We start from the raw sequence: 24,262 nt of genomic DNA, 5'->3' as shown, positions 1-24,262 counted from the left end.
CTCTGCGGCGACCGCGCCGCGTCGCCGGTGGTCAACGCGGGCACGCTGTACTGAGGCATGGCCGAGCGCAAGAAGCTGCTGCTGCGGCTCGACCCACAGGTCTACGACGCGCTGGCCCGCTGGGCGGCCGACGACCTGCGCAGCGTCAACGCGCAGATCGAGTACGCGCTGCGCCAGGCGCTGCGCGCGGCCGGCCGCCCGGTCCGGCCGCCAGCCGACGTCGATGCGGAGTCCGAGGATCGATAACCCGGCGGATCCTGTCGGTGGTCCGTTCTAGAGTGCGGGCATGGGTGTGAGCTTCGTCGACGGCGCCGTCCGCGTGCGGGTGCCGGCGACCAGTGCCAACCTCGGTCCCGGCTTCGACGCGCTCGGGCTGGCCCTCGGGCTGCACGACGACGTCGCCGCCTGGGTCATCGACCGCGGTTGGCACGTCGACGTGGCCGGCGAGGGCGCCGGCGAGCTGCCGACCGGCGCCGACCATCTGGTGGCGCGTGCGATGGCGGCGACCTTCGAGCGGCTCGGCAGGCAGCCGCCGGGCGTGGCGATCGAGTGCGTCAACCGCATCCCGCAGGCGCGGGGGCTCGGCTCGTCGTCGGCGGCGATCGTGGCCGGCGTGCAACTCGCCCGTGCGCTGGTCCGCGACGGCACCACGCTGCTCGACGACGACGCCGCGCTGGCGCTCGCCGCCGAGCTGGAGGGCCATCCCGACAACGTCGCGCCGTGCCTGCTCGGCGGCTTCGTGATCGCCTGGTCCGACGCCGACGGCTTCCGGGCGGTGCGGCTGGCGCCCGACGAACGGATCCGGCCGACCGTGTTCGTGCCGTCCGATCGCGGGCTGACGGCCGAGGCCCGGGCGGCACTGCCGGCGACGGTGCCGCACCACGACGCGGCCTTCACCGCCGGCCGGGCGGCGCTGCTCGTGCACGCCCTGACCGAAGCTCCTGACCTGCTGTTTCCGGCCACCGCCGACCGGCTGCACCAGAGCTACCGGGCGCCCGGCATGCCGGCGACCGCGGCGCTCGTCGATGAGTTGCGCGGTCGGGGAGTGGCGGCGGTGGTCAGCGGGGCCGGGCCCACCGTGCTGGCGCTGACGAGCCCGCCGAAAGACCTCGAGCTGGGAATAGATTGGCGCGTGGTCGAGTTGGCGATAGACGTAGCCGGCGCCAGGATTGGTTCAGGTAGACTCGGACACGCCGAGCGGGCCCCTGTTGCCGCAGGTCGGAAGAGTTGATTACGCTCTAGACCTAGCACAGCCGCGAAGCATGCGATCTGCGGGGCGGCGCATCCCCGAAGCTATCGACGGCACGTCCGTCAATTTCCTGCCTCGGCTTACGCCGCACCACATGCCACCGCGATGAGTTGGCGTGCTAACCCCGTAACGCGTCAAGCGAGGCGGGTGCACCGAGGCCGCCCGGCCACCTGATCTACCCAAACCCGGGCAGCCCCGGCCTATCGAGGGAAGGAATCCATTGAGCGACACCACCGACGTGACGTCGGATGTCACCAACGTCGCTGACGACGCCACGACCACCGGCACCCGACGCCGGCGCGGCAGCGGACTGTCCGCGATGCTCCTGCCGGAGCTGCAGAGCCTGGCCGCGTCCCTCGGCATCTCCGGCACCGCCCGGATGCGCAAGGGTGAGCTGATCACCGCGATCTCCGAGCGCCAGAACGGCGGGGCCGCCGCTGCCGGCACCCCTCGGCCGCGGTCCGAGTCCGCGTCCGCTTCCGAGGCCGCACCCGCGGGTCCGGCGCCGTCCAGCGCCGAAGCCGCTCCCGCGGCCGTCGTTCCAGCCGCCGCGACCTCGGGCGCCCAGTCCGCCGTGGCGACCATCGAGGCGCCGGCCGTGGCCGCCGAGAGCGGTCAGCGCTCCCGGCGCAGCCGCGCGACGGCGACCGCGTCCGCGACCGCCGAGCCGCGGGTCGACGAGCGTGAGGAGCGCGACGAGCGCGAGCGCGGCGACTCCCGGGGCGACCGTGACTCGCGGGGCGACCGTGACTCGCGGGGCGACCGGGAGACCCGTGACCGGGGCGACCGCCACGAGCGTGGCGAGCGTTCCGACGAGCGGTCCGGCCGCAACGACCGGGGTGACCGCGGTGAGCGGGGAGACCGCGGCGACCGCGGCGACCGGGGTGACCGGGGTGACCGCAACGAGCGTGGCGAGCGCGGTGAGCGCGGCCAGCGCGACAGCCGCCGGGGCGACGGCCAGGGTGACAGCCGTCGTGACAACCAGCCCGACAGCCAGCGCGACGGTCGTGACGATGACGACGACGAGGCTGGTGGCCGGCGGAGCCGGCGCAGCCGGTTCCGTGACCGCCGGCGCGGTCGCGGTGAGCGCGGCGAGGGCGGCGAGGGCCGTGAGACCCGTGACCCGCAGGTCAACGAGGACGACGTGCTCGTTCCCGTCGCCGGCATCGTCGACGTGCTCGACAACTACGCGTTCGTCCGCACCACGGGCTACCTGTCCGGCCCCAACGACGTCTACGTCTCCATGTCCCAGGTCAAGAAGTACGGCCTGCGGCGCGGCGACGCCGTCACCGGTGCCGTCCGCCAGGCCCGCGAGGGCGAGCAGCGGCGCGACAAGTACAACCCGCTGGTCCGGCTCGACACGGTCAACGGCATGGACCCGGAGGAGGCCAAGCGCCGCCCCGAGTTCTACAAGCTGACCCCGCTCTACCCGCAGGAGCGCCTGCGGCTGGAGACCGAGCCGCACATCCTGACGACCCGCGTGATCGACCTGATCATGCCCATCGGCAAGGGGCAGCGGGCGCTGATCGTGTCGCCGCCGAAGGCCGGCAAGACGATGATCCAGCAGGCGGTCGCCAACGCGATCACCCGCAACCACCCCGAGGTGCACCTCATGGTCGTGCTCATCGACGAGCGCCCCGAAGAGGTCACCGACATGCAGCGCTCGGTCAAGGGCGAGGTCATCTCGTCGACGTTCGACCGGCCGCCGCAGGACCACACCACGGTCGCCGAGCTCGCCATCGAGCGGGCCAAGCGGCTGGTCGAGCTCGGCCACGACGTGGTCGTGCTGCTCGACTCGATCACCCGCCTCGGCCGCGCCTACAACCTGGCGGCCCCGGCGAGCGGCCGGATCCTCTCCGGCGGTATCGACTCCACGGCGCTCTACCCGCCGAAGCGCTTCCTCGGCGCCGCCCGCAACATCGAGGCCCGGCCCGGTCCCGGGGCGGCGGTCGTCGCGGCGGGGCGCGGTCATCGCGCAGGCGACGCGCGTGGGGCGCCGGGGTCTGTGCCCGGCCCGGTCCGGACGGCGGGGGCGCGGTCGCCTCGCGCGGGCGACGCGCGTGGAGGGCTGGGGATCTGTGCCCCGGCCCGGTCGGGGCGGCGGTCCTCGCCGCCGGGCGTGGCGGCATTGCGCGCGAGGCTCCGGCCATCCGCGCCCAGAGCCGGACCGGCGCGACGATCCCGGCGGGCAGACCCCGCCGCAACCCATAACCGCGACCATCGCCGCCGGGAGACCCAGCGACAACCGACGCGCCCGCGGCGCGGGCACCGCACTACCGGCACCCGAGCCGGGCGGTCATAACCGCGACCATCCCCGAGCCAGACCCGAACACAACCGCGTTGCCGCGTTGATCACCGCACCACCTGCGGCCTACCCGACCGCCGCGACCAAACCCCGCGGCGGACCCGACCGAGACGCGATCATCTCCGCGTCGGAGCCGGCTGCAACCGCCGACGCGCCGTGCCGGCGGCGTGGGTCGCGGTCGGGGTTCGGACGACTCTGGCCCATGGCGCGGCCCGGCATGGAGCGCGCGTTTCGGGCTGAGACGCATTCGCATGTGCATACCCGTGCGTCCCGCCACGCGGCAGCTGTGGCGTTGGGCTAAATGCGTTGAGGGATCGGGGAATCCGGCGCAGGCTAGAGGTTCGCCAACCCGGGGGAATGCGCACCGATGCCTCTGCTTCGCGACCTCTGGTCGACCGCACCGCTACGCACCTCCGTCGTAGCGGTGCTCGTGCTGATCCAGGCCGTCGGGACCGCGGTGGCCGCTGCCCTGTCCGGGCCCGTGCTGGTCGACAGGTCGACGTCCGCGTTCCTGGCGCTCGCCGTCGCGTTGGTCGCCGCCGTGTTCAGTGACACCGCTGTCGGGCTGTTGATGGCCCGGGTCAGCGCCGACTGGACCGCCGACGTGCGGCGGCGGCTCTGTCGGGTCGCGCTCGGGCAGGACATTCCTCGGCTCGAGTCCACTCCCGTCGGTGAGCTGCTCGACCGGATCGACGGCGACGTCTACCAGATCGGCGGTGACCTGCGCGGCGCCGGCATCCGGGTGGTGCAGTCCGTCGCCATCGGGCTGGTTTCGGTGATCACCGCGCTGTTCGTCTGGTGGCCGGCCGGGCTCGGGATGGTCGTGCTCGCGGCGATCCTCATCGCCTGGCTGGCCAAACCCACCCGGCGCATCGCTCCCGCGCGGATGGCCGAGGAAGAAGCCTGGTCCGACCTGGCCGCCGTCATGGAGGAGTCGATCCACGGGCAGGACGACGTGCGTACGTCGCTGGCCCGTCCCTATGTCCTCCGCCTGTTCGCCGGCCGGTCGCGCGAGGTGCTGCGGCTCGCCCGGATCGTCTGGAAGCTCTCGGCCAAGGTCACCACGATGGCCGTCGGGGTCATGCGGGTCGGCGTGGCGCTCGCCGTCGTCGGCGGGGTCTGGGCGCTGACCACCGGGCGGATCGACGGCGCCCGGCTCACCGCGATCTGGCTGCTCGTGATCGGCTTCGCCGGGCTCGTCGAGCACCTGAGCCGCATGGTCCCCGAGCTGCAGAACGCGCTCGGGGCCTGGGGCCGCGTCCTGCTCCTGAAGGCGTCGCCGCAGGAACCCGTCGGTGGCACCCCGCCGCCGGACGCCGACATCGCCGTGCGGGGGCTGACCTTCCGTTACCCGGCCGCGGAGGCGACCGGGCGGCCGGCCGCGTTGCGGGACATCAACCTCTCCTTCGTACGCGGCCGCTCGTACGCCGTGGTCGGTCGCACCGGCTCCGGCAAGTCGACGCTGGCCAAGGTGCTCACCCGCTCGGTCGACGTCCCGCGCGGCACGGTCCGCTTCGGCGACACCGATCTGGTCGACATCGACCTCGACGGGCTGCGCCGGTGGGTCGCGATCGTGCCGCAGCGCACCGAGATCCTCGCCGGCACGCTGGCCGAGAACGTCGCCCTCTTCGACCCGGAGCTGATCGGCAGGGCCGGCGCCGCGCTCGACGAGCTGGGGCTCGCGTCCTGGGTCGCCGAGCTGCCCGACGGGCTCGAGACCAGGCTCGGCGAGGGCGGCAGCGTGCTCTCCGCGGGCCAGGAACAGCTTGTCGCGTTCGCCCGGATCCTGGTGCGCGACCCGCACGTCGTCATCCTCGACGAGGCGACCGCCCGGCTCGACCCGGTCACCGAGGCGCGCGTCCAGCAGGCCACCCAGCGCCTGCTCCACGACCGCATCGGCATCGTCATCGCGCACCGGCTCTCGTCCGTGCGCCGGTGCGACGAGGTCATCGTGCTCGCCGACGGCGAGCTGCTGGAGGCCGGCCCGTTGCGCGAGTCCGAGCGGTTCGCGGCGCTGATGGCCCGCAGCCGGGCCGGCGCGCCCACGCCCGTGACCGGCGGCGTCGCCCTCGCGGACCGTCCCGGCGACGACGACTGGGAGCTGTCCGACGACGCGCCGCCGGACACCACCCGGGCCGCGCCGGCGCAGCCCGTGTGGTCCGTGGCCACCGTCTCCGTGCCGCCGAAGGCCGACCCGCCGCCCGTCACCGAGGCCGCCCGTCCCGGCACGCTGCGCGAGATCCTCCGGCTGATGACCAACGACCCGCGCTTCGGCATCGCCGGCCTGGTCGTGTTCTGCTTCATGACGCTGCTCGGCCTCGACGGCTCGATCCTGCCGTTCCTCTGGGCCAACCTGGTCGACGGCAGCGGCAGCCTGCTCTGGCCGACGATCGGCATCATCGCGGGCCTGCTGGTCTACCTGCCGATGCCGTACGTCGCGTCGATCTGGTACCCGGAATGGTGGGTCCGCCAGATGCTGCGGATCAGCCTGCGGCTGCTGCACGGCCAGACCGGCCCCCGCCGCGTCAGCAAGCACACCCCGGCCGAGGTGGTCGCGCAGGCCGGCGACACCGAACGCGTCGTGCTGCTCGCCGACCACCTGGTCGACCAGACCATCTGCGTGTTCCTGCTGGTGTCGATGACCGTGGTCTCGCAGTCGTTCGTCCCGGCCGGCTTCTTCCTCGCCACGATCCTCGTCTCGGGCATCGTGGCGACCGCCTTCGGCGGCAAGCTCGAGCGCCTGGCCCGCAGCACCGTGGCGGCCCGCGCCGCGTTCGCCACCGCGCTGGTCTCCTCGCTGTCGGCCGCCCGCACGGTCAAGCTGGCCGGCGCGAGCGAGCCGGTGCTCGCCCACCTGGCCCGCCTCGACCAGGTGCGCAGCGACAAGCAGCGGCACGAGATCTCGACCCAGGTGCTGGCCCGGTCGACGCCGTCGATGGTCAGCGGCCTGCTGCCGATCGGCGCCTGGGCGCTCTACCTCGGCGGCGGCCTGTCCGGCGGCGCGGCCCTGGTCGCGGTCGCCACCCTGGGCGCGGCCCGCTGGTTCGCCTGGACCACCGCCTCGCTGGTCGCCCAGCTCCCGTCCGCCCGCGTCTGGACCCGGCGCACCGCGTCGATGGCCGGCCGCCCCGACTACTCGGCCGAGGTGCCCGGCGTCGACATCTCCCTCGGCATCGCCCCCGCGCCGGCCGCGCCGCCCCGCACGCCGCTGCGCGAGCTGGAGCTGCGCGGCTTCACCGCGGTGCACGAAGACGGCACGCTGGGCGTCCGCGATGTCGATCTGGCCATCGAGCGTGGTCAGCTCGTGCTCGTCGTCGGTCCGGTCGGCGCCGGCAAGTCGTCGCTGCTGCGCGCGATGGCCGGCATCGTGCACCACACCGGCACCCTGCGGTGGAACGGCGAGCCGGTCACCGAGCCGGAGATGTTCCTGCGGCCCAACCAGGTCGGCTACGTCGGCCAGCTGCCGCGCGTGCTGTCCGGCACGGTGGCCGACAACATCCAGCTCGGGCACCAGGTCGACGCGGAGAACGCGGTCACGATCGCGCAGCTCTCGCACGACCTGGCGGCGGCCGGCGGCGGGCTCGGCCTGCTGATCGGCCACAAGGGCACCCGACTGTCGGGCGGGCAGCTGCAACGGCTGGCGCTGGCGCGGGCGCTGGCACCGCGCACCGAGCTGCTCATCGCCGACGACGTCTCCTCGGCCCTCGACGTGACGACCGAGCTCGACCTCTGGCGGGCGTTGCGGGCCACCGGGGTGACGGTGATCGGGTCGACCTCGAAACAGGCCGCGCTGGCCCAGGCCGACCGGGTCATCGTGTTGGTCGAGGGCACGGTCGCGGCGAGCGGGCCGTGGCCGGAGCTGGCGCCGCGGTGGAGTCACCTCGCCGGCTGATGCCGGTGGGTGAACTACGTGGGCTATCTTCATGACCGGCGGGGCTCAATCGCGTTAAGTGCGGCCCCGCATCTCGCACGGGGGTCCCACACATGGCACAGCTGACGGCCACCGGCCGCGCCGCGCGCGTCGTCGCCACGGTCGTCGGCGCCGCGCTGCTGCTGTCCGGCACGGTCTGGGGCTACGACGACAAGTTCCCGTTCGGACCCTTCAGCATGTACGCGGGCGTCAACGGCCCCAACGAGCCCGCGCCCGACACGCGGGTCGAGGGCACCGACCGCACGGGTCGCACGATCGTGCTCAACGAGCGCAACGCGGGCGTACGCCGGGCGGAGATCGAAGGTCAGGAGGGTTCGTACGTCGAGGACCCGACCCGGCTGGCCCGGATCGCGGACGGCTACCAGGGGCTCAACCCGGGCGCGCCGCCGCTGGTCAAGGTCGCGCTGATCGTCCGGCTCCATGAGATCCACAACAGCAGTGCGACCGGACGCTGGCACGACGACGTCCGCGCGGTCTGGGAACGGCCGGCATGAGGGCCTGGCTGTTCGAGGCGGCACCGCGCGGCCGGGTCGCCGCCCTGCGCACGCTGACCTATCTCTTCGTCGTCTTCGACCTGCTGGTCTACAGCTCCTGGGTGCGCACCCGCGGCGACGTGCCGACCGACCTCTACCAGCCACTGTGGATCGCCCGCGCGCTGCACCTGCCGCCGCCCGACGCGACGCTGGTCGCGGTCGTGTTCTGGACCCTGCTCGTGCTTGCCCCGCTCGCGGCGACCGGTCGCTTCCCCCGGCTGCTCGGCTGGCTCGTCTGCGGTTTCTACTTCGAGTGGCTGATCATCGCGATGAGCTACGGGAAGGTCGACCACGACCGGTTCGCGTTCCTGATCGCGCTGGCGGTGCTGCCGACGGTGGGTCGCGCCCGGCACGGCGACCGCGAGCCGAGCGAGGCGGCCGGCTGGGCACTCCGGATGATCCAGATCGCGGTGGTGGCCACCTATTTCCTCGCGGCCTGGGCGAAGATCCGGTTCGGCGGCCTGGGCTGGATGACCGGCTCGGTGCTGGCCCGCGCCTTCATCCGCCGGGGCTCGGAGTTCGCCGACCTGATCGCCGGCGTCCCGTACCTGATGATCGCGGCCCAGATCGGCATGGTGACCTTCGAGGCGCTCAGCCCGCTGGTGTTCGCGCTGCGGGGCCGCCACCGCTACGCCGCGATCGCGTTCTTCTACTCGTTCCACCTGCTGTCGTTCGCGACCATCTCGATCTCGTTCGCGCCGCACCTGGTGGCGATGACGTCGTTCCTGCCGCTGGAACGCGTGCGCCCGATCGAATGGCTCCGCCGGGCGGCAACCCGCCGCCGAGACGTGGATACGCTTGATCCACCGGTAGCGGTCGAGACAGGCGGAGGCTGACATGCCAGACACCTTCGTGTACGACGGCGACTGCGCCTTCTGCACCACCTGCGCCCGCTTCCTGGAGCGCTGGATCCCCAACAGCGCGGAAGTCATCCCGTGGCAGTTCGCCGACCTGGCGGCGCTCGGCCTGACCCGCGCACAGTGCATCGAAGCGGTGCAGTGGGTCCCCGCCGACGGCGGCCCGACCGCCGCGGGCCCGGAAGCGATCGCCCGCCTGCTCCGCACGAGCAACCCGTTCTGGCGCCTGGCGGGCCGCATCCTCGACCTACGCCCGGTGACCGCCCTGGCCTGGCCGGCCTACCGCTGGGTGGCCCGCAACCGCCACCGTCTCCCGGGCGGCACGGCCGCCTGCGCCATCCCTGCCGACCGCCGCCCAACCACCTGACCTCGGCGCCGCTCTGACCCAACGGCCGACGGTCTCGCGGTTGAGTCGGTGCCTGGCGGCTGAGCTGGGTTATTACGGGTTCGTGACATTCCGGGGATGGGTCCCGGACATCGCGCTGGCAGCTTATGGCTCGTGATCAGCCACCCGACCACCTCCAGCGCTGCCCGTGTGACGTCGGCGCTTGCCGAGGCCGTGGTCGACCTTGATGCGATCGCCGCCAACGTCAAGGCCATCGCCGCCATTACCCGGACCGACCTCATGGCCGTCGTGAAGGCCGACGGGTTCGGGCACGGCGCCGCGCCCGTCGCGCGGGCGGCGCTGGCCGCCGGTGCCACCTGGCTCGGTGTCACCTCCGCCGCCGAGGCACTCGCCCTTCGTGACGCCGGCCTGACCGCACCCATCCTCAGCTGGCTGCACCGGCCCGACGAGGACTTCGGGTCGCTGCTGGACGCCGGCGTCGACGTCGGCCTGTCCACCGTCCCGCACCTGCGGGCCGTCGCCGCGGCGGCCGCGCGGCGCGGGGGTGGGCCGGCGATGGTGCAGCTCAAGGTCGACACCGGGCTGTCGCGCAACGGCGCCAAGGGCACGGACTGGGTCGATCTGGTCGCGCTCGCAAGGGCGTACGAGATGGCCGGCAGCGTGAAGGTCCGTGGCATCTGGTCGCACCTCGCCGACGCGGAGCAGCACGGGTCCCCGCTGGTTCGCCGGCAGGTGAGCGCGTTCCGGACCGCCACAAGGGTGGCTCGCTCCGCAGGGCTCGATCCCGTCCTGCTGCATCTCGCCAACTCCGCCGCCGCGCTGACCACGGCGGCTACCCGGTTCGACATCTGCCGGATCGGGATCGCGCTCTACGGTGTCGAGCCGACCGACGAGGAGAACCATGACCTGCGGCCCGCGATGACGTTGCGGTCCAGCGTCGTGAACCTCAAGCGCGTGCCCGCCGGCACCGGCGTCTCCTACGGGCCCGACCACGTCACCGCCGAGCCGACCAACCTGGCCCTCGTGCCCGTGGGCTTCGCCGACGGCCTGCCCCGGTCGGCCGAGAACCGCGCGCAGGTCTGGGTCGGCGGCGCGCGCTGCCCGATCGTCGGCCGGATCGCCATGGACCAGTGCGTCGTCGACGTCGGTGACCGGCCGGTGCGGCTCGGCGACCCCGTCACCATCTTCGGGCCCGGCCCCGACGAGCCGACCGTCGCCGAGTGGGCGCGCTGGGCCGGCACCAACCCGAACGACGTCCTCACCGGGATCGGCCCGCGGGTCGCCCGGCGTTACCAGGGAGTGACGGCATGAAGATCGCAGTGCTGTTCGGTGGCCGCAGCGGTGAGCACGAGGTGTCCCGCAACTCCGCCGCGAGCATCATCGCCAACCTGGGCGACGCGTACGAGGTGACCGCGGTGTTGATCGGCCGGGACGGGCAGTGGCACGTCGACCAGGTGCCGGTCCGGTTCGGTCAGGCCCTCGACGTGCTCGCCGAGCAGGACGTCGTCTTCCCCGCCCTGCACGGCCCCTACGGCGAGGACGGCACGGTCCAGGCGATGCTCGAGTGGATCGGCGTCCCGTACGTCGGCAACGGGGTCCTCGCCAGCGCCGCCGGCATGGACAAGGCCGTCACCAAGACCCTGCTCGCCGCCGACGGGCTCCGCGTGGCCGGCGGTGTCACGCTGCGCGCCGGCGACCATCTCGCGCCCGCCGACGAGGAGCGGCTCGGCCTGCCGGTGTTCGTCAAGCCGGCCCGGGCCGGCTCCAGCCTCGGCGTGACCCGGGTGACCGAATGGTGGCAGCTGCCCGAGGCGCTGGCGCTGGCGCGGATGTTCGACCCCGGCAAGGTGCTCGTGGAGCCCGCGGTGATCGGCCGGGAGGTCGACGTCGCGGTGCTCGAGCACGCCGACGGGCGGGTCGAGGCCGGCCCGCCGCTGGAGATCACGGTGACCGGCGAGGGCTTCTTCGACTACGACGCCAAGTACGCGGGCGGCGCGCGCTTCCAGATCCCGGCGCTGCTGAGCCCCGAGACAACCGCGGTGCTGCAGGACCGGGCGATCCGCGCGTTCCGGGCGCTCGGCTGCCGCGGCCTGATCCGCGTCGACTTCTTCCTGCCCAACACCGAACCGCCCACCGGGCCCGGCGGGAACGAGCCCGTCCTCAACGAGGTCAACACGTTCCCGGGCTTCACCAGCGCCAGCCAGTACCCGCAGATCTGGCAGCGCGCCGGCATCGACTACCCGCAGCTGCTCGACATCCTGATCGCCGGCGCGGTCAGGGGTACCTCGGGCAGCTCAGTGGTCCCCGGCGCTGCCCGTCGCTGACCAGCGTCACCGGTGTCGCCGGCGTCGCCACGGTCATCGCCTGCACGGTGCAGACGATCTGGACGACGGCCAGGACGGACAGCGCGCCCACGTCCGTGCTGACCGACACCAGTGTGCTGCCCGCATCGAACCCGATCTTCGCCGGCGCCAGCTCGCTCGGCACCTCGGTGGTGAACCCCTGCGCCCGCTCGGCGTCGGTCGGTCCCGCGGCGAGCATCCGCAGCACCTCGGTCGGCTCGATCGGCTTCCCCCCGCGCAGCACCAGCGTGGGCTCGCCGTCCGAGAGGAGGTAGATCCGCGTGCCGCCGACCGCCGCGGTCGGCGCCGGCCCACCGGTGATCACCCCGCTGGGCCGCACACCGCAACCGCCGAGCAGAGCGACGAGCGGGACGACCAGCAGGGCGCAGACCCCGGCCAGCACACGACCGAACGGCGACACCCGGACCAGGCGGATCATTGTTGGCCTCCCGACGGAAGGCGCAGCGTGAACACCGCACCCTGCGGTGAGCGGTTGCCGGCGACCAGCGACCCGCCGTGCAACCGCGCGTTCTCCAGCGCGATCGCCAAACCCAGCCCGGCCCCGTCGGACCGGGACCGCGCGGTGTCCGCCTTGTAGAACCTGTCGAACGCCCGCGCCAGCACGTCGGGGGACAGGCCCGACCCGTGGTCGGCGATCGTCACCTCGACCCAGCCCGCCGTCGCCCGCAGCCGCACGGTCACCGGCGCCGCGCCGTGCCGCAGCGCGTTGCCGACCAGGTTGGCCACGATCACGTCGAGCCGCCGCGGGTCCAGCCGCGCGACGATCCCGTCGGGCAGTTCCGTGCCGACCTGGTCGGTCCAGCCGCGGGAGCGCAACGTGGCCCGCACCGCGGCCGCGACGTCGAGGTCGTCGAGCGACAGCGCGGCCGTCCCGGCGTCGAACCGGCTGATCTCGATCAGGTCCTCGACGAGCTGGGCCAGGTTCTGCGTCTCCTGGCTGACGAGGCGCGCGGCCTTGCCGGCGTCACCGGGCAGCCGGGCCGACTCCTCGTCGAGCACGTCGGTCACGGCGGTCATCGCGGCCAGCGGCGTACGCAGCTCGTGCGAGACATCGGCCACGAACCGCCGCGCGTCCGCCTCCATCCGGCGCAGCTCGCCCACCTGCCGCTCCAGCCGCTCGGCGGTCTGGTTGAAGATCTGCGCCACGCCGGCCAGCTCGTCGGTGCCCCGCACCGTCGCCCGGGTGCGCAGGTCGCCCTCGCCGAGCCGGCGGGCGGCGCGACCGAGCTCACGCACCGGCCGCAGCACACCTCGCGCGGCGAGCAGGGCCAGCAGCACGGCCAGCACCAGCGACGCCGCGCCCGTCGACCAGGCCAGCGCGGCGAGCTGGTCGATGCTGTGCTGCTCCTCGCCGAGCGCGTGCAGCCGGTAGACCTCGATCCCGGTCGGCTCGGTGCCGCCGCCGGGCTGGTCGGTCATCAGCTGCGTGCCGATCGCCAGCACCGGGCCGCCGCCCATGGTGACCCGCTGCCAGACCACCTTGCCTTCGGTCACGCTGTCCCGCAGGTCCACCGGGATCTCGTCGAGCGACAGGCTGGACGAGGAGGCCGCCTGCCCCCGGTACGCCACCACGGCCGGGTCGGGCCCCTCGCTGAGGACGCGGGCGATCGTGTCGAGCTGTTCCTGGCTCGGCGGCAGCTCGCGCACCGGCACGAGCCGCGCGACCTGGTCGACCATCGAGAGCACCGCGGCGTCCTGTGCCTTCTGCAGGATCACCGTGCGGGCCTGCCCGTAGCTCACCCCCGCGACGAGCGCGGTCGTGGTCAGCCCGAGCACCGCGAACGCGAGCAGCAGGCGACCACGCAAGCCGAGGGCCCAGGTCGTCACAGAGGCCCGAACCGGTATCCGAACCCGCGGACCGTCTGCACGTACGCCGGCGCGGTCGTGTCGTCTTCGATCTTGGCGCGGAGCCGCTGCACGCACGCGTCGACCAACCGCGAGTCGCCGAGGTAGCCCTGGTCCCAGACGGCCTCGAGGAGCTGCTGGCGGCTGTGCACCCGGCCGGGCGTCGCGGACAGCTCGAGCAGGAGCCGCAGCTCGGTCGGTGCGAGGCCGACCGGCTCGCCGTCCTTGCGGACGACCAGCGCGGCACGGTCGATGGTCAGGTCGCCGTGCTTCTCCGCGGCCGCCACCGGCTCGGCGGCGCGCCCGTTGGTGCGCCGCAGCACCGCCCGGATCCGCGCCTCGAGCACCCGGGCCTGCACCGGCTTGACCACGTAGTCGTCGGCACCGGCTTCGAGCCCGGCGACCACGTCCATGTCGTCGTCGCGGGCGGTGAGCATGATGATCGGCAGGTCCTGGTTGGCGCGGATCCGCCGGCACACCTCGAAGCCGTCCATGCCGGGCAGCATGAGATCGAGCACGACGACGTCGGCCGGTGTGGAAGCCAGCAAAGCCAGGGCCCGCTCGCCGCTGTCGACCGCCTCGACCGCGTGCCCCTGCCGCGTGAGCGCGATCCGCAGACCCTCCCGTACGGTGTGATGGTCTTCGATCAGCAGGACCCGTGACATGGCACAACTATCGCATTTCGCGTCCACCCGACGATGTCTCATGTTGTGCGTTTGGCCACCTACACCGGTTACCAACGCGTAGCGTGACCTGTCGATGACCGAGATGCTGGCGCAGGATTACCTGCTCGAAGCCCGCCAGATGCAGGCCCTCTCCTTCGTGGTGCACATTCCGCTGGTCTGCTTCGGCATCGCATTCCCGGCGCTCGTGCTCTTCGTGGAGTGGCGCTACCTGCGCACCGGGGACGAGCTCTACCGCACGCTGGCCCGCCGCTGGTCGAAGGTGCTGGTCGCGCTCTTCGCCGCGGGCGTGGTCACCGGCACGATCCTCAGCTTCGAGCTGGGCCTGCTCTGGCCGAACTTCACCGCCACCTTCGGCGAGGTGTTCGGGCTCGGGTTCGCCATCGAGGGCTTCTCCTTCTTCCTGGAAGCCATCTTCATCGGGATCTACGTGTACGGCTGGGACCGGCTCTCGCCGCGCGCCCACTTCCTCTCCGGCCTGCCGATCGCGGTCGCCGGCGTGGTCGGCTCGTTCATGGTGATCGCGGTCAACGGCTGGATGAACCACCCGCAGCACTTCACCTTCGAGAACGGCCAGGTCGTGCAGGCCAACGCGGCCAAGGCGCTGTTCGCCAACTCGTTCTTCTGGCACGAGTTCGTGCACATGTACATCGCGGGCTTCATCGTCACCGGCTTCGTGGTCGCCGCCGCCTACGCCGTCTACGCGCTGCGCGGCCGGTGGGGGCGGTACGAGCGGACCGCGTTCGCCGTGCCGATGACCGTGGCCGCGGTGGCGGCGCCGATCCAGCTGCTGGTCGGCGACTGGGCGGCCCGCGAGGTGGCGAAGGAGCAGCCGGTCAAGCTCGCCGCGATGGAAGGACTGGGCCAGACCACCAAGGGCGCCGCACTGCACCTCTTCGGCTGGTACCAGAACGGCGACGTGATCTGGGGGCTGGGCATACCCAAGCTGCTGTCGTTGCTCGCGTTCCACGACATCAACTCGACCGTGCAGGGTCTCGACACCGTGCCGCTGGAGGATCAGCCGCCGGTCAACGTGGTCCGCTACTCGTTCCAGAGCATGGTGTACGCCGGCAGCATCATGGCGCTCGTCGCCGTGCTCTTCCTCTACCTCCGGTGGCGCAAGGGGCGCCTGCCGGCCAGCCCGTGGTTCTACCGCGCGGTCGTCCTCTGCGGCCCGCTCTCGGTGATCGCGCTGCTCTCCGGCTGGATCACCACGGAGGTCGGCCGCCAACCCTGGGTCGTGTACGGGTTCATGCGCACCGAGGAGGCGGTCACCGGCGCGTCCGGGATACCCGTGGGCTACGGCGTGCTGGCCGCGGTCTATCTCGGGCTCGTGATCGCCGTGGTCTGGGTGCTGGTCCGGCTCGCCCGGGTGCCGCTGGCCGAGCCGCCCGAGGACGACGTGGACACCGTGCATCCGCTCACCCACGCCGAGTGACACATGGTCCTGCAGACCCTCCCCGCCGCCGTCGTCGTCATCGGCCTGATCCTCTACACGCTGCTGGCCGGTGCGGACTTCGGCGCGGGCCTCTGGCAGCTCTCGGCGGGCGGCGGCGAACGCGGCCGGCGGATCCGCGACCACGCGCACCACGCCAACGCGCCCGTCTGGGAGGCCAACCACGTCTGGCTGATCCTCGTGATCACGGTGCTCTGGACGGCGTACCCGACGGTGTTCGGCGCGGTCTTCTCGACCCTGGCCATCCCGATCTTCCTGGCGGCGCTCGGCATCATCCTGCGCGGCATGTCCTACGCCCTGCAGAACGCGGCCAACGCGCGGCAGCGGCGCTACATCGACGTGTCGTTCGCGGCGGCGTCGATCATGACGCCGTACATGCTCGGCAGTGTGATCGGCGCGATCGCCAGCGGTCACGTGCCGCCGGGCAACGCGCAGGGCGCCGAGGTCGCCAGCTGGACCAACGCGACGTCGATCGTGGCCGGCTTCCTCGCGGTGTGCACGGGCGCCTTCCTGGCGGCGGTGTTCCTGGCCGCCGACGCGGAGCGGGTGCGCGACCGCGGGCTGGTCGAGTCGTTCCGGTGGCGGGCGTTGCTGTCCGGCGCGGTCGCCGGTGCGCTCGCGCTCGGCGCGCTGTTCGTCGTGCGCTCCGACGAGCGGATGCTCTTCGACGGCCTGACCTCCGGCTGGGGGCTGGTCCCGGTGGTGGTCAGCGGCGTCGCCGGGCTGGTCGCGATGGGTCTGGTGTTCGTGCGCCGGTTCACGGCGGCCCGCCTGGCGGCCGCACTCGCGGTGGCGGCGGTGATCATCGGTTGGGCGGTCGCACAGCGGCCCTACCTGCTGCCGACGACGGTCACCATCGAGGACGCGGCGGCCTCGGACACCACGCTGATCGCGCTGATCGTGTCGCTGGCGGTCGGCGCGGTCGTGCTGTTCCCGAGCCTGGTGCTGCTGTTCCGGCTCACGCTGGCCGGGCGGTTCGACCCGACCACCCAGGGACCGCCGCCGGTGCCGGGCGCGCCGCCGACCCGCGAGCGGCGCAAGCACGCGGCCCAGACGAGCATCGGCTTCCTGATCAGCGGCTTCGTGCTGCTGACGATCGCGGAGCCGGAGCTGGCCCACATCTTCGGCCTGATCTTCCTCGGCATCGCGATGATCGCGGGCTTCCGTGCGGTGGGCCCGATCGAGCTCGGCGCGCGCCCGACACCGGAGGTTGCCGGCCGGTCGCTGCGGTCGCTGCTGCGCCGTCCCCGCTAACACTTCGGACATTTCCGAATTGGGTGGTCTATGCCTGGGGCGGAAGTCCGGCTCCCGGCAGGATATACGCAGCTCAAGGCCTTGTAGTCTGCCCGTCATGGACATTGGCAAGGAGACGCACGAGTACGAGTTCGCTCCGTTGAGGAGCGACCCGTTCGCCCCCATCGTCGAGCCCGCCAGCCCCGCCCCGGTCGAACCGGCGCCGGTGAAGGAGCCAGCAACCACGTGACCCGGTCGCCCTTCCAGGACCAGTTCAGCGCGGACAGACCGACGACCCTCGTGGCGGGGGCCCTGCGTGGCTACCGGCAGTGGGAGGTCACCCTCGACATGAGGCTCAAGGCGGTGACCCAGAACCACATCTGGCACTCGCCCATGCGCGCGATCTGCCGTCACCCCGACACGACGCACGCGGCACCGCACGCCGACTGCTCATGCGGCATCTACGCCTGCCATCGCCCCGACGACGACCAGCTCGCCGCATCGTCGGTGCTCCACCCCGGCTGCGTCGTGACCGGCGTGGTCGAGGCCTGGGGCCGGGTCGAGGTCGGTGAGCGCGGTTTCCGCGCGCAACACACGAAGATCGTCGCGCTCGAGTACGCCATGCCGACGCAGGCCAACCTGGTCTCGGCGCTGGGCGAGTCGCGCTACATCTTCGACGAGCGCCGGCGCACCGAGCTGCCCGACGGTCGCGTGGTGAAGACGGTCGAGCTCGTGCTCTACCTCGGCCACCCGCGCAAGTGGGCGGACCGGCTCGCCGAGCGGTACCCCTCGGTCGACGTGTTCGGGGACCGCGCCGCGATGGTCCGCAAGTACCCCCCGATCGACGTCGCCGGTCTACTGCCCCGCTAGGCCGGCGCGGCGCTTCTCGAGGAAGCGGCGTTCGGCGGCGTTCCCGGTGCGGGCGATCGCCGCGTCGTACGCCCGTGCCGCCTCCGCGTCCCGGCCCAGCCGGCGCAGGAGGTCGGCGCGGACCGAGTGGTACACGTGGTACTGCTCGAGGTCCAGCCCCGCCACGATGTCCAGCGCCACCGCGGGCCCGTCGACCTCGGCCACCGCGACCGCGCGGTGCAGTGCCGCGACCGGGCTCGGCGCGATCGCCAGCAGCTGGTCGTACAACGTCACGATCTGTCGCCAGTCGGTGTCCGGCCCGTCGGTGTGCACCGCGTTGATCGCGGCCTGGATCTGGTACGGGCCCGGCTGGTTGCGGGCCAGGCAGGCGCGCACGATGGCCCGGCCCTCCGCCACCTGTGCCGGGTCCCAGCGGCCGCGGTCCTGGTCGGCCAGCAGCACGAGGTCGCCGTCCGCCGTGGTGCGGGCCGCCCGGCGGGCGTCGGTCAGCAGCATCAGCGCGAGCAGCCCGGCGACCTCCGGCTCGTCGGGCAGCAGCCCCGCCAGCAGGCGGCCGAGGCGGATCGCCTCGGCGGTCAGCGGCTCCCGGGTCAGCTCGTCGCCGGACGTGGCGGCGTAGCCCTCGTTGAAGATCAGGTAGAGCACCGCGAGCACCGACCGGAGGCGCTCCGGCAGGTCGGCCGCGCTCGGCACGCGGTACGGGATGCCCGCGTCGCGGATCTTGCTCTTCGCCCGCACCAGCCGCTGCGCCATCGTCGGCTCGGGCACCAGGAACGCGCGGGCGATCTCGGCGGTGGTGAGCCCGCCGAGCAGCCGCAGCGTGAGCGCGACCCGGGCCGGCATGGCCAGGGCGGGGTGGCAGCAGGTGAAGATCAGCCTGAGCCGGTCGTCGCCGATGGCGTCGGGTGCGGGCGGGTCGTTGACCACCAGCCGGGCCGCCTCCGCCTGGCGCGCGTCGCGGCTCGACTCGCGCCGGGCGTGGTCGATGGCGCGGTTGCGGGCGGTGGTGATGATCCAGCCGGCCGGGCTCGGTGGCAGGCCGGTCTCCGGCCAGCGCCGGACCGCGGTGGTGAACGCGTCCTGGACCGCGTCCTCGGCGGTGTCGATGTCACCGAAGACGCGGACCAGGACCGCGACGGCGCGGCCGTACTCCGCCCGGAAGACCTGTGCGATCTCCGCGGTGGTCACGTCGGACACGACTGGCATCATGCCAGCCGGCCCGCTACGGCAGATGCGTTCCGGGATCGCCGTGGAACGGGCGGACCTCGATGGGCAGCCGGGTCGCCCGGGCGAACCTGCGGGCCCAGCCGAGCGCCTCGTCGAGGTCGTCGGCGGCGAGGATGGTGAGGCCGCCGACATGCTCCTTGCCCTCCGCGTACGGGCCGTCCGTGGTCACGAACTCGGCACCGTCGTGCCGCACGACCGTCGACGCGGTGACCGGGTGCAGTCCGCCCGCGAAGACCCACGCCCCGGCGGCCCGCAGTTCCTCGTTGACCGCCTCGACGTCCTTCATGATCGGTTCGAGCTCCTCCGGCGGCAGCTGGCGACCCTCGCCGGGCTGCTGAACCGCCAACAGGTAGTGCTTCATCCGCTTCGTCCTCTCGTGTGGGCCATCCGACAGCTACACGAACGCGCACCGGCCCGATCGACAACCACTGGGAGAATCCTGCCGTGACCGAACTCTCGCTCTTCGCGCCCAACGGATACAGCCAGGTCGCCAGCCTGCCCGCGGGCAGCCGGCTGGTGTGGACCTCCGGCCAGGTGCCGGTCGACGCCGACGGCGCGGTGGCCGTCGGCGACTGGGCGGCGCAGACCCGCCAGGCGCTGCGCAACGTCGAGACGGCGCTGGCCGCGGCCGGCGCCGGCTGGGGCGACGTCTTCAAGCTCACCATCTACGTCACCGACGTCGCCGAACTGCCGACGATCCGCGCGGTCCGCGACGAGTTCGTCGACACCACCCGGCCGCCGACCAGCACGCTGGTGCGCGTCGCGGGCCTCGTGCACCCGGACTTCCTCATCGAGATCGAGGCCGTCGCGGCCGTGCCGGGCTAGCGCCCCGCGGCCGTCGGCGCGGGCAGGGCCACCGGCGTGGCCGGGCGGCGTGGCGTGACGATCGCGCGGTAGAGCAGCACGATGCCGATGATCTGCGCCAGGTGGTAGAGCGAGTCGCCGTCCAGGTAGACCGCGCCGGTGAGGTCCTCGGAAATCACCTTGGTCGCGGCGGCGGCGCCGCTGGCCACGATCGCGACCAGCATCGGCAGCGCCAGCGGGTGCCGGCGCCGGGCCGCAAAGGCCCAGAGCCCGATGATGGACGCGAACGTGATCGACTCGCAGGCGATCAGGGCGCTGATCCCGGCCTCGGTGGTGATCACGAGGCCGACGTACGCGCCGAGCCCACCCGCCCGGAGCACCCAGAACACCCGCCGGTGACCCGGGCCGAGCACCTCCTCCACCGTGGCGGCCAGCAGGCACGAGACGCCGAGCACGATCGCGACGCTGATCAGCGTCCAGCTCACCGTCGCCACCGCGGGCCACCGGACGAGGTAGCCGTGATGGACGAAACCGCCCAGGGCGGACAGCGCCAGCCAGCCGAGGGCGAACTCCCAGTAACGATGCGCCGGCGCCACCCGGCGCCGGAGCAGGGCGATCGCCAGCGCGCAGACGACCAGACCGAGCAGGAGGTCGGTCAGGGACTGGGCGGGCTGCGCCAACATCACTCCAAGCTACGCTGCCCGTCACGTCGAGTTCACCTCCTGGTACTCCTGCGTCGCTACCTTCCGCCGCATGCCCGCGATCCCAGAGGTCAGCGTCGTCATTCCCACCCGCGGCCGGCCGGACCTGGTCACCCGCGCGGTGCGGGGCGTGCTGGCCCAGACGTTCGACAACCTCGAGGTCATCGTGGTCGTCGACGGCCCTGACGAGGCGACCGTCGCCGCGCTGGGCGGGCTCGCGGATCCGCGGGTGCGGACGATCGTGCTGCCCAGCAGCGGCGGCGCGCCGAACGCCCGCAACACCGGCGTGGCGGCCGCGCAGGGCGCCTTCGTCGCGATGCTCGACGACGACGACGAGTGGCTGCCCGAGAAGCTGGCCGTGCAGCTCGACGAGGCCAAGTCGGCCAATGTGCCGCTGCCGATCGTCACCTGCCGGATCGTCAACCGCACGCCCCGGGTGGACGTCGTCATGCCCCGCCGGTTGCCGGAGTTCGGCGAGCCGCGCAGCGAGTACCTGACCGTCCGGCGCGGGCTGTTCCACGGCGACGGCTTCGTGCAGACCTCGATGATCCTGGCGCCGACCGCGCTGTTCCGTAAGGTCCCGTTCACCGTCGGCCTGCCGCGGCTGCAGGAGCTCGACTGGACGCTGCGCGCGCTCGCCGAGGACGGCGTGGACCTGTTCGTGGCCCCGGAGGCGCTTGTCGTCTGGCACACCGACGAGGACCGGCCGCGGCTGAGCCTGGCGTCGCCCTGGGAGCAGATGTTCGACTGGTCGCGGCGCAATCGGGCGTTGTTCACCCGCCGGGCGTACGCCGCCGTCACGATGAGCGTCATCAGCTCGATGGCCGTCGCCAGCGGCAGCTTCGGCGTGTTCCGCGCGGTGCTGGGCGAGGCGGTCCGGCACGGCCGGCCCGGCTTCTTCGACTACCTCGCCTTCCTGCAGATCTGGCTGGTGCCGCGGAAGCTGCGGGCCAAGCTCCGCGACCGGCTGCTGCGCCGCAAGGCCGCGGCGAAACCCGAGCGCGTGGCCGCGCCCGCTCTCTAGCGCACGGTCATCCGCCGCAGGCCCAGGCGGCCGACCATCACCGCGGCTCGGAGCAGCGACCGCACCCCGCCGACCTCCGCGGTGGACGGCGTCGGCCGGCGCCGGCCCGTGGTCAGGCTCTCGTCCCGCCGGCCGTGCACGGCGGCGACTGCGTCCTCGAGGGACTCGCCCGGCGCCCGGACCAGCTCGGCCCGGCGCACCGCCGCGGTGCGCCAGAGCAGCAGCGGCTCCGTCGTGCCCGCCCGGATCAGGCCGACCTGGTGGTGGTCCGCCAGCTCGACCAGGTGCCGGATGCGGTCCCGGGCGAGCTGGTGCGCGGCCGGCAGCTCCAGCAGGAACGGCGCCGGGAAGGCCGCCACCGGCTCGGTGACCAGGCGGACCCGGGGCTCGCCGCGGTAGGTCGCCGCGATCAGCCGCAGGTCGAGGCGCGGGTCGGCCAGCGGCGGGACCCGCGCGTCGTCGAGCTCCTCCCACGGCCCGAGCAGGTTGACCCGGACATCGGCCTCGGTGCCGCGGAGCACCGCGTCGGTCGCGGCCCGCACCCGCTCCAGCGGCTCACCGCCGACCGGGATGACCACCTCGACCAGCGGCACGGTCCAGACGCCGCCTCTCCGGGTGTGCCGGGGGTACGGGATCCGGTCCGCGAAGAACGGCTGGTTGTAGCGGGCCACCTCCGCGCCGGCCCGCATCACCTGGGTCCGGCCGAGGTGCCAGGCCCGGGCCGCCGGCTCCGGTACGAACACGGCGCCGGCCTGGGCCAGCCGGTAGCCGAACTCGGTGTCCTCGCCGAGCCGCAGCCCGGTGTCGAACCCGCCGGCCGCCGTGTAGCGCCCGGCTGACCGCCGCCGTGGCACCGACGTGGATGCGGAACGCCAGATGGTCGGCCATCCGGAGCTGGTTGGTCTGCGCGATGTACCGCTCGACGTAGTGGTGCGGCTCGCCGCCGGCGAACAAGGCCTCGGGGCGCAGGCAGGCCTCCGGCGCCGGCCACGGTCCGTCGACGAAGCGCTCGTAGCCGAGCGTCACCGCGTACGGCAGGACGTGGTGCCACCGGGCCTGCGCCGCGACGTGTTCCGGGAACGCGACCATGTCGGCGTCCAGCCAGTGCAGGATCTCGCCGGTGCTGTGCCGGACACCGCAGGCGAGCGCGTTGGCGCGGCCCCAGCCGGACTCGACCCGGACCAGCGCCGTCCGCTCCGGCCGCAGCGGCGGCAGAGTGAGCGCCGGGTCCGAGCCGTCGTCGACGACGACCACCTCGAGCAGCTCGGCCGGGTACGTCTGCCGGCTCAGCGCGGCCAACGTCCGGTCGAGCGTCGCGTGGCACCGGTACGCCGGGATGATCACACTGAACGACCGGGTGGGCCGCCAGCCGGCCAGCTCCGGCACGCGGACGGTGGACCAGTCGTTGCGGACCACCCGCGGTATGGCGTTCACGCCAGGCCTAACGCGGCTGACCGCCCGGACGACCCGCCGTTTGATCCAGCCGCCAGCGGGTAGGCCGAGGCAGGTCCCCCCTGTCCGCACGGTGTTGTCGCGAACAAGGAGGAGTCACGTGTTGCTGCTGCGAGACCTCGCCCACCAGGCGCCGCTGCGGCTGGCCGCCGGAGCCTTCGTGCTCAACTCGGGGCTGGAGAAGCGAGGTGCCGACGAGGTCACCGCGAAGGGCTACCACGGGCAGGCCGCCACGGCGTACCCCTTCCTGGGCGAGATGGAGCCGAAGCGGTTCTTCAAGCTGCTCTCGAGCGCCGAGATCGCCGTGGGTTCGGTGCTGTTGTTCCCGCTGGTGCCCGAGGGGCTCGCCGGGCTCGCCCTGACCGGGTTCGCGGCCGGGCTGGTGGGTTTCTACCTCCGGACGCCCGGCCTCCGGCGGGACGGCAGCCTGCGACCGACCGAGCAGGGTGTGCCGCTGGCCAAGGACGCCTGGCTGCTCGGCATCGGTCTGTCGCTGCTCGCGGACGACGTCGTCCGCAGCTTCACCCGCATGCGCAGGTAACGACCGGCCGGCCGTGGGACCACCGGGGCGGGCCAGGCGCGCTGAGCCGGATGGGGTTTGCTGAATCCCGCCCGACCCGCCATGGCGCTGGCTGTAATTGCTAGGGGGCGTCCCCCGGGGCGGAAGGTGGTCGATGCGGGCGGCGGGCAGCCGATTGATCAGCGTTGGTGCTTACCGGCCCTCGCGGGTCGTGTCCAACGCCGAGATCTGCGCGCGGATCGACTCGACCGACGAGTGGATCCGGCGGCGGTCCGGCATCGTCAGCCGCCGCTTCGCCGGCCCCGGCGAGACCGTGGTCAGCATGGCGGCGGCCGCGGGCCGCCAGGCGATCTGCCGCGCGGGCCTCGACCCTTCGGATATCGACACCGTGCTGCTGGCCTCGATGTCCTGGGTGCACCAGTCGCCGCCGGCCGCGCCCCAGGTGGCCGAGCAGGTCGGTGCCGCCGGCGCCGCCATCGACATCGGTGGCGCGTGCGCCGGGTTCTGCCACGCGGTCGCGATCGCGGACGCGCTGGTCCGGGCCGGGACCGCGGGCAACGTCCTGGTCGTGGGCTCCGAGCGGATGACCGACATCGTCGAGCCCACGGACCGGTCGATGGCGTTCCTGTTCGCCGACGGTGCCGGGGCTGTGGTCGTCGGCCCGGCGCCCGAACGGGGAATCGGCCCGGTGGTCTGGGGCGCCGACGGCGCGAAGGCCGCCCTGATTGCCCACCCGGTGCCGTGGACCAACCTCCGCGAGCATCCCGACGTGTGGCAACCTGACCTACCACCTGATCGCCGGCGGCGACGACCTCGTGCTGCGCCGGCCGCCGCTCGGCCACGTGCTGGCCACCGCACACGAC

At 73.0% G+C, this 24,262-nt stretch carries 24 protein-coding genes and 2 pseudogenes; 18 read left to right on the top strand and 8 right to left on the bottom strand.

Annotated elements, in window-relative coordinates:
- Positions 1-57: 57 nt before the first annotated feature.
- The 9 genes from AB0H87_RS15595 to AB0H87_RS15555 all read left to right on the top strand — a co-directional run bounded on the left by AB0H87_RS15595 (position 58) and on the right by AB0H87_RS15555 (position 11,545).
- Positions 58-246: a hypothetical protein gene (locus tag AB0H87_RS15595; protein ID WP_360144865.1), complete on the top strand. Its 189-nt coding sequence runs from the start codon at positions 58-60 to the stop codon at positions 244-246.
- A 40-nt stretch (positions 247-286) separates the two neighbouring features.
- Complete coding sequence (thrB, locus tag AB0H87_RS15590) at positions 287-1,231, top strand: homoserine kinase (protein WP_360144862.1); 945 nt, start codon at positions 287-289, stop codon at positions 1,229-1,231.
- A gap of 238 nt (positions 1,232-1,469) precedes the next feature.
- The gene (gene rho / locus AB0H87_RS15585; protein ID WP_360144859.1) at positions 1,470-3,551 is read left to right on the top strand and encodes a transcription termination factor Rho; all 2,082 of its coding nucleotides are present in this window, start codon (positions 1,470-1,472) and stop codon (positions 3,549-3,551) included.
- A 370-nt stretch (positions 3,552-3,921) separates the two neighbouring features.
- Positions 3,922-7,446 (top strand): ABC transporter ATP-binding protein/permease, encoded by a 3,525-nt coding sequence (locus AB0H87_RS15580; protein ID WP_360144856.1) that lies wholly within the window; start codon positions 3,922-3,924, stop codon positions 7,444-7,446.
- A 92-nt stretch (positions 7,447-7,538) separates the two neighbouring features.
- Positions 7,539-7,979 carry a hypothetical protein gene (locus AB0H87_RS15575; RefSeq protein ID WP_360144853.1) on the top strand — a complete coding sequence of 147 codons (441 nt, stop codon included), beginning with the start codon at positions 7,539-7,541 and terminating at the stop codon, positions 7,977-7,979.
- Positions 7,976-8,854 carry an MFS transporter permease gene (locus AB0H87_RS15570; protein ID WP_360144850.1) on the top strand — a complete coding sequence of 293 codons (879 nt, stop codon included), beginning with the start codon at positions 7,976-7,978 and terminating at the stop codon, positions 8,852-8,854. Before AB0H87_RS15575 ends, AB0H87_RS15570 begins: the two co-directional genes overlap by 4 nt.
- Before the next feature lies 1 nt (position 8,855).
- Entirely contained in the window at positions 8,856-9,242 is a 387-nt protein-coding gene (locus AB0H87_RS15565) for a DCC1-like thiol-disulfide oxidoreductase family protein (protein WP_360144847.1), read from the top strand.
- A 168-nt stretch (positions 9,243-9,410) separates the two neighbouring features.
- Complete coding sequence (alr, locus tag AB0H87_RS15560) at positions 9,411-10,532, top strand: alanine racemase (RefSeq protein WP_360144844.1); 1,122 nt, start codon at positions 9,411-9,413, stop codon at positions 10,530-10,532.
- Complete coding sequence (locus AB0H87_RS15555; RefSeq protein ID WP_360144841.1) at positions 10,529-11,545, top strand: D-alanine--D-alanine ligase family protein; 1,017 nt, start codon at positions 10,529-10,531, stop codon at positions 11,543-11,545. The genes alr and AB0H87_RS15555 overlap by 4 nt, the downstream gene beginning before the upstream one ends.
- Here AB0H87_RS15555 and AB0H87_RS15550 read toward each other — a convergent pair.
- The 3 genes from AB0H87_RS15550 to AB0H87_RS15540 are packed head-to-tail and all read right to left on the bottom strand — an operon-like array spanning position 11,496 to position 14,094.
- The gene (locus tag AB0H87_RS15550) at positions 11,496-12,002 is read right to left on the bottom strand and encodes a PP2C family serine/threonine-protein phosphatase (RefSeq protein WP_360144838.1); all 507 of its coding nucleotides are present in this window, start codon (positions 12,000-12,002) and stop codon (positions 11,496-11,498) included. The genes AB0H87_RS15555 and AB0H87_RS15550 overlap by 50 nt on opposite strands.
- Positions 11,999-13,411 (bottom strand): HAMP domain-containing sensor histidine kinase, encoded by a 1,413-nt coding sequence (locus AB0H87_RS15545; RefSeq protein WP_360144835.1) that lies wholly within the window; start codon positions 13,409-13,411, stop codon positions 11,999-12,001. The genes AB0H87_RS15550 and AB0H87_RS15545 overlap by 4 nt, the downstream gene beginning before the upstream one ends.
- Positions 13,408-14,094: a response regulator transcription factor gene (locus AB0H87_RS15540; RefSeq protein ID WP_360144832.1), complete on the bottom strand. Its 687-nt coding sequence runs from the start codon at positions 14,092-14,094 to the stop codon at positions 13,408-13,410. Before AB0H87_RS15540 ends, AB0H87_RS15545 begins: the two co-directional genes overlap by 4 nt.
- A gap of 94 nt (positions 14,095-14,188) precedes the next feature.
- On the opposite strand from AB0H87_RS15540, the gene AB0H87_RS15535 reads away from it, so the two are divergent.
- The 4 genes from AB0H87_RS15535 to AB0H87_RS15520 all read left to right on the top strand — a co-directional run bounded on the left by AB0H87_RS15535 (position 14,189) and on the right by AB0H87_RS15520 (position 17,671).
- The gene (locus AB0H87_RS15535; protein ID WP_360144829.1) at positions 14,189-15,550 is read left to right on the top strand and encodes a cytochrome ubiquinol oxidase subunit I; all 1,362 of its coding nucleotides are present in this window, start codon (positions 14,189-14,191) and stop codon (positions 15,548-15,550) included.
- Positions 15,551-15,553: 3 nt separating this feature from the next.
- Complete coding sequence (locus AB0H87_RS15530; RefSeq protein WP_360144826.1) at positions 15,554-16,822, top strand: cytochrome d ubiquinol oxidase subunit II; 1,269 nt, start codon at positions 15,554-15,556, stop codon at positions 16,820-16,822.
- 97 nt (positions 16,823-16,919) lie between these two features.
- Positions 16,920-17,051: a hypothetical protein gene (locus tag AB0H87_RS15525; protein WP_360144823.1), complete on the top strand. Its 132-nt coding sequence runs from the start codon at positions 16,920-16,922 to the stop codon at positions 17,049-17,051.
- Positions 17,048-17,671, top strand: coding sequence for a hypothetical protein (locus AB0H87_RS15520; protein WP_360144820.1), 624 nt, complete (start codon positions 17,048-17,050; stop codon positions 17,669-17,671). The genes AB0H87_RS15525 and AB0H87_RS15520 overlap by 4 nt, the downstream gene beginning before the upstream one ends.
- Here AB0H87_RS15520 and AB0H87_RS15515 read toward each other — a convergent pair.
- Together AB0H87_RS15515 and AB0H87_RS15510 are read right to left on the bottom strand one after the other, a co-directional pair.
- Complete coding sequence (locus AB0H87_RS15515) at positions 17,657-18,877, bottom strand: sigma-70 family RNA polymerase sigma factor (RefSeq protein WP_360144817.1); 1,221 nt, start codon at positions 18,875-18,877, stop codon at positions 17,657-17,659. The genes AB0H87_RS15520 and AB0H87_RS15515 overlap by 15 nt on opposite strands.
- Before the next feature lie 16 nt (positions 18,878-18,893).
- A complete protein-coding gene (locus AB0H87_RS15510) occupies positions 18,894-19,259 on the bottom strand; it encodes a YciI family protein (RefSeq protein ID WP_360144814.1) in 366 nt (121 codons plus the stop codon).
- Between the two features lie 83 nt (positions 19,260-19,342).
- Here AB0H87_RS15510 and AB0H87_RS15505 point away from each other — a divergent pair, with 83 nt between their 5' ends.
- Positions 19,343-19,723 carry a RidA family protein gene (locus AB0H87_RS15505; protein ID WP_360144811.1) on the top strand — a complete coding sequence of 127 codons (381 nt, stop codon included), beginning with the start codon at positions 19,343-19,345 and terminating at the stop codon, positions 19,721-19,723.
- Here the strand turns inward: AB0H87_RS15505 and AB0H87_RS15500 are convergent.
- Positions 19,720-20,385 carry a hypothetical protein gene (locus tag AB0H87_RS15500; RefSeq protein WP_360144808.1) on the bottom strand — a complete coding sequence of 222 codons (666 nt, stop codon included), beginning with the start codon at positions 20,383-20,385 and terminating at the stop codon, positions 19,720-19,722. The genes AB0H87_RS15505 and AB0H87_RS15500 overlap by 4 nt on opposite strands.
- A gap of 70 nt (positions 20,386-20,455) precedes the next feature.
- Between AB0H87_RS15500 and AB0H87_RS15495 the strand changes: the two genes are divergently transcribed.
- Positions 20,456-21,427 carry a glycosyltransferase family 2 protein gene (locus AB0H87_RS15495; RefSeq protein WP_360144805.1) on the top strand — a complete coding sequence of 324 codons (972 nt, stop codon included), beginning with the start codon at positions 20,456-20,458 and terminating at the stop codon, positions 21,425-21,427.
- Here the strand turns inward: AB0H87_RS15495 and AB0H87_RS15490 are convergent.
- Both AB0H87_RS15490 and AB0H87_RS15485 read right to left on the bottom strand, forming a co-directional pair.
- On the bottom strand, positions 21,424-22,020 hold the full coding sequence (locus AB0H87_RS15490) for a hypothetical protein (protein WP_360144802.1): 597 nt from the start codon (positions 22,018-22,020) through the stop codon (positions 21,424-21,426). The two genes, AB0H87_RS15495 and AB0H87_RS15490, sit on opposite strands and share 4 nt — an antisense overlap.
- Positions 21,983-22,861: a glycosyltransferase family 2 protein gene (locus AB0H87_RS15485; protein WP_360144799.1), complete on the bottom strand. Its 879-nt coding sequence runs from the start codon at positions 22,859-22,861 to the stop codon at positions 21,983-21,985. The genes AB0H87_RS15490 and AB0H87_RS15485 overlap by 38 nt, the downstream gene beginning before the upstream one ends.
- 118 nt (positions 22,862-22,979) lie before the next feature.
- On the opposite strand from AB0H87_RS15485, the gene AB0H87_RS15480 reads away from it, so the two are divergent.
- The 3 genes and pseudogenes from AB0H87_RS15480 to AB0H87_RS15470 all read left to right on the top strand — a co-directional run.
- The gene (locus tag AB0H87_RS15480; protein WP_360144796.1) at positions 22,980-23,420 is read left to right on the top strand and encodes a hypothetical protein; all 441 of its coding nucleotides are present in this window, start codon (positions 22,980-22,982) and stop codon (positions 23,418-23,420) included.
- Positions 23,421-23,553: 133 nt separating this feature from the next.
- Positions 23,554-24,048: pseudogene (locus tag AB0H87_RS15475) on the top strand (3-oxoacyl-ACP synthase); the annotation flags it as partial.
- A gap of 76 nt (positions 24,049-24,124) precedes the next feature.
- Positions 24,125-24,262: pseudogene (locus AB0H87_RS15470) on the top strand (phosphotransferase family protein); the annotation flags it as partial.

Origin of the sequence: Asanoa sp. NPDC050611, from assembly GCF_040654855.1 — a bacterium.
Lineage (GTDB): Bacteria > Actinomycetota > Actinomycetes > Mycobacteriales > Micromonosporaceae > Asanoa.
The sequence above is the reverse complement of the archived record's forward strand: the minus strand, read 5'-3'. Positions and strand labels throughout refer to the sequence as shown.

Excerpts from the sequence above, each read along its gene's own strand:
- AB0H87_RS15495 (WP_360144805.1), top strand. The coding sequence starts at position 20,456 with ATGCCCGCGATCCCAGAGGTCAGCGTCGTCATTCCCACCCGCGGCCGG.
- AB0H87_RS15565 (WP_360144847.1), top strand. The coding sequence starts at position 8,856 with ATGCCAGACACCTTCGTGTACGACGGCGACTGCGCCTTCTGCACCACC.
- AB0H87_RS15550 (WP_360144838.1), bottom strand. The coding sequence starts at position 12,002 with ATGATCCGCCTGGTCCGGGTGTCGCCGTTCGGTCGTGTGCTGGCCGGG.
- AB0H87_RS15575 (WP_360144853.1), top strand. The coding sequence starts at position 7,539 with ATGGCACAGCTGACGGCCACCGGCCGCGCCGCGCGCGTCGTCGCCACG.
- AB0H87_RS15540 (WP_360144832.1), bottom strand. The coding sequence starts at position 14,094 with ATGTCACGGGTCCTGCTGATCGAAGACCATCACACCGTACGGGAGGGT.
- AB0H87_RS15500 (WP_360144808.1), bottom strand. The coding sequence starts at position 20,385 with ATGTTGGCGCAGCCCGCCCAGTCCCTGACCGACCTCCTGCTCGGTCTG.
- AB0H87_RS15510 (WP_360144814.1), bottom strand. The coding sequence starts at position 19,259 with ATGAAGCACTACCTGTTGGCGGTTCAGCAGCCCGGCGAGGGTCGCCAG.
- AB0H87_RS15535 (WP_360144829.1), top strand. The coding sequence starts at position 14,189 with ATGACCGAGATGCTGGCGCAGGATTACCTGCTCGAAGCCCGCCAGATG.
- thrB (WP_360144862.1), top strand. The coding sequence starts at position 287 with ATGGGTGTGAGCTTCGTCGACGGCGCCGTCCGCGTGCGGGTGCCGGCG.
- AB0H87_RS15570 (WP_360144850.1), top strand. The coding sequence starts at position 7,976 with ATGAGGGCCTGGCTGTTCGAGGCGGCACCGCGCGGCCGGGTCGCCGCC.
- AB0H87_RS15580 (WP_360144856.1), top strand. The coding sequence starts at position 3,922 with ATGCCTCTGCTTCGCGACCTCTGGTCGACCGCACCGCTACGCACCTCC.
- AB0H87_RS15595 (WP_360144865.1), top strand. The coding sequence starts at position 58 with ATGGCCGAGCGCAAGAAGCTGCTGCTGCGGCTCGACCCACAGGTCTAC.
- AB0H87_RS15525 (WP_360144823.1), top strand. The coding sequence starts at position 16,920 with ATGGACATTGGCAAGGAGACGCACGAGTACGAGTTCGCTCCGTTGAGG.
- AB0H87_RS15555 (WP_360144841.1), top strand. The coding sequence starts at position 10,529 with ATGAAGATCGCAGTGCTGTTCGGTGGCCGCAGCGGTGAGCACGAGGTG.
- AB0H87_RS15530 (WP_360144826.1), top strand. The coding sequence starts at position 15,554 with ATGGTCCTGCAGACCCTCCCCGCCGCCGTCGTCGTCATCGGCCTGATC.
- AB0H87_RS15515 (WP_360144817.1), bottom strand. The coding sequence starts at position 18,877 with ATGCCAGTCGTGTCCGACGTGACCACCGCGGAGATCGCACAGGTCTTC.